Source organism: Segatella hominis, from assembly GCF_004535825.1.
Taxonomy (GTDB): Bacteria; Bacteroidota; Bacteroidia; order Bacteroidales; family Bacteroidaceae; genus Prevotella; species Prevotella hominis.
This window is the reverse complement of sequence record NZ_SGVY01000097.1, coordinates 1-3,361: the sequence shown is the minus strand read 5'-3', so window position 1 is coordinate 3,361 and position 3,361 is coordinate 1. Positions and strand designations below refer to the sequence as shown.

At 38.4% G+C, this 3,361-nt stretch carries 2 protein-coding genes and 1 pseudogene; all 3 read left to right on the top strand.

Annotated features, from left to right (window positions below; translation table 11 throughout):
• The first annotated feature begins 295 nt into the window (after nucleotides 1–295).
• Nucleotides 296–1,048, top strand: coding sequence for a Bax inhibitor-1/YccA family protein (locus EXN75_RS17000; RefSeq protein WP_134844722.1), 753 nt, complete (start codon nucleotides 296–298; stop codon nucleotides 1,046–1,048).
• 1,502 nt (nucleotides 1,049–2,550) lie between these two features.
• Nucleotides 2,551–2,721 (top strand): hypothetical protein, encoded by a 171-nt coding sequence (locus EXN75_RS17930; RefSeq protein ID WP_167639579.1) that lies wholly within the window; start codon nucleotides 2,551–2,553, stop codon nucleotides 2,719–2,721.
• A gap of 102 nt (nucleotides 2,722–2,823) precedes the next feature.
• Nucleotides 2,824–2,943, top strand: a pseudogene (locus EXN75_RS16995) (transposase); the annotation flags it as partial.
• Nucleotides 2,944–3,361: the final 418 nt, after the last annotated feature.

Sequence of the window (3,361 nt, the reverse complement as noted above, 5' to 3'; positions counted from 1 at the left end):
AGTTTTGCTTGTCTTCTTTTCGCAACACTAAGGTAAGTGAAAATTCTGACATGGCAAAATCCTGGGCAACTTTTTGTTGCTCAGGCACTTATAAATAATGTTAAACTATAGTGTTGCGGAATTAAGGAATTATTAACGCATTTCGTGGCAATTCCAAGAAATGGCATTATCTTTGCAACCGTTAAATTGAAGAATAATGCTGCAAAATGAAGAATCATACATAATAGAGTAGGATTATCAAAATTAAGCAGTTTTATCAGAACAAAAGAATCATATAAACTAAATAAATAAGACTATGACAGAAAAAGAAATGTACAATTTCATAAATGAGCAGAATCAGGAGACTGGTTTCGCTTATAATGAGAAAGAGAGCGGTTTAAGCAACGTATTCTCTGCACTTATGCGCAAAGTATATGTATGGATGACCTTTGCACTCATTATCACAGGTGTTACCGCCTATGGTGTGGCAAGCAGTCCTACACTCTTAACTACGATTTACACTAACAGCGCTATCATGTGGGGATTGATTATCGCCGAGTTCGTATTGGTTTTTGCCATCAGTGGCGCAATCAACCGCCTATCATTGGGCACAGCCACATTGCTTTTCATTCTCTACTCCGTATTGAATGGTGCAACGCTCTCCTCCATCTTCGTCCTCTATGAGATGACAAGCATTGCAAAGGTATTCTTCATTACAGCCGGTACTTTCGGAGCAATGGCTTTTTACGGATACACGACCAAGAGAGATTTGACCTCTATCGGCAAGATACTCTTCATGGCTTTGATTGGTCTGATTATCGCTACTGTGGTCAATATGTTCCTGAAGAGTCCAGGCTTTGACTACATTTTAAGTTATGTAGGCGTAGCCATCTTTGTTGGTTTGACCGCCTGGGATTCACAGAAGATCAAGCAGATGCTCCAGATGCAGTACGACATGAGCGAAGGCGCACAGAAATTGGCTTTACTCGGTGCACTCACCCTGTATCTCGATTTCATCAACCTCTTCCTTTATCTGCTCCGCATTTTCGGAGGCAGCAACAGAGACTAAAAAATAACAAAATACAGACAGAAAGGGTGTGTCATAACTACATGACGCACCCTTTTTCTATTTCTATTTTTCTACAAGCAATGCTAAATCATAATCTTTTTCGGCTACACTCCCTATACTCCAAAATACTCTTTTAAATTTCCTTCTCTGCCCGGGTATATTTTTCTCCCTGCCCACGCAAGAATTTTTCCGTGGGCAGGGAAAAATAAAAGTGGGTACAGGGATGGATAAAACATGTTATATAGACATATCCATAACAAAGTAGTAAATTTACCGCTTTATGTAAGAAAATGCAGTAAATTTACTCATTAGTGTCCAATTTCTATTGGACACTAATGAGTTTCAGGTATAAAATAGTATGTTATTGTAAAAGTTTTTACACTTTTACAATAGCATAGTTTAATGATACGAAATAATGATGAAACAAACTTTTATACTTCTGTTCTCCTGTTGGTGGCAAGAGTTTGCAGTCTTGAGGTGGAGCGTAATTTACTGATTTTCAGTAATATAGATGATAGAAAATCTGCATGACCTAACGAAGCGCTTCATTAAGGTCTAATGATGCGCTTCATTAACACTTAACGATGCGCATCATTAACACCTAACGATGCGCATCATTAACACCTAACGATGCGCATCATTAGACCTTAATAAAGCGCATCGTTAGAGTTCGTACTTGCACTTCTTTAGAGGAAATGGAACTTAAATATATATTTGTTAATAAAAATATCAAATTTTGTTTTGCACCCTGATGGACATTTTTAAAAAATAAATACAAAAACAATAACCATAAACGGCAGGTCTCCACCCTCAAAAAATGCCTTTTAGAGGAGTGAACCCTTTTTTACAGGGTTCACTTTTTCGGGCAAGTGGTGAACCCTTTCTTTTATAATATATATAGACAGCGCGTATATAAAGATATAAAGAAATGATAATCAGATAGTTATAATACCCTTATTTATACCTTATTTCGTATAAAAAGTAGGGTAAAAGCCTCACTATTCACCAAAGGTTCACCCAAGGTTCACTCGAATGGCACTTAGAAAGAAGGTACTAAATTTTTAACAAAAGACTCCGGGTATCTCCATCGCCGTGGAATTTGACGGCAAAGGCAGAGAGATTGACAACATCAAGGGGGCTACTGGCTTGGAACTCATTGACATCGATGGGCTGGATCGCAAATAACTTATTTAGAGGTCGGAAATGACTTATTTACGAATTGGAAATGACTTGTTTGTAGATCGGAAATAACTTGTTTGCAGGTCGAAAATGACTTGTTTCTGAGCTGCGTCGATTGACACGTTGGATAAAAAGAAACACCTCGGAGAACCGCAATTTTGAAAAAAAATCAACTTTATCGTGACATTAAATGACATTAAACGACATTAAGTGACATTAAACGACATTGGGGATTTTTTATTTCGTACCTTTGCATTGTCAATCAGAACGGTTGGCGATGCCGCCTGAAACTCGATGCTACCATCAAGAGAGCAAGTACCATATTGGGTGATGATAGTTCAAATGGTGAGAACGCTGGAGGCGGTTCTGTGAACGGTGATGCCGGCGATTCGGGTGTCAACAAGCCTTCTGGCGGTAATACCCAGAAGAGTGGCGGCACCTCTCAGGGCACAGGATCTGAGAATGGAGGCAGCGGAGAAGATAATGAACTGTAAAACATAGGGTTAGGGATTCGCCCCTACCCTTACTCTTTTACTTGCTTACATAAAATAATAATTGAATAAAACATTTGGATTATGAAAAAGGAAGCATTTTTGCTGTTGACGTCAGAGGAAGGTATGAAGCACAGGAGTCAGAGACCGATAGAGCCAGAAGCTGCGTTTGGACAGATGAAGGAAGACATGCATTACAAGCGATTCAGGCATTTCGGAAAGGACACTTTTGCGCAGTTTTGTTATCGATAAAACAAGAAAAGTAAAGCTTCTATACAATATAATAAGATTCTCCTTGTAAAGAAAGACTACGATTCAACTAAAATATACAGAAAAACACACAAAAAAGGGTGCGTCACAGGCTTATGACACACCCTCATTGAGGTCTAATGATGCGCATCGTTAGATGTTAATGATGCGCATCGTTAAGTCGTGTAGATTTTCGACAAGTTATGTTCTTGAAAATCTGCAAATTTCAGCAAACTACTAGTAGTCCGAATATAGCTTATTTTATTCCATTATCAAAATGATTATGGAGGCACAAAGCAGTAAGACTCCTGTGCCTTGTGTATGTTTCACTTTATTGCAATGGAAAGTCTTTTTGCCCGATTGTAACTACCTTTACTTATTGCAGTCGATTTTC

Excerpts from the sequence above, each read along its gene's own strand:
- EXN75_RS17000 (WP_134844722.1), top strand. The coding sequence starts at position 296 with ATGACAGAAAAAGAAATGTACAATTTCATAAATGAGCAGAATCAGGAG.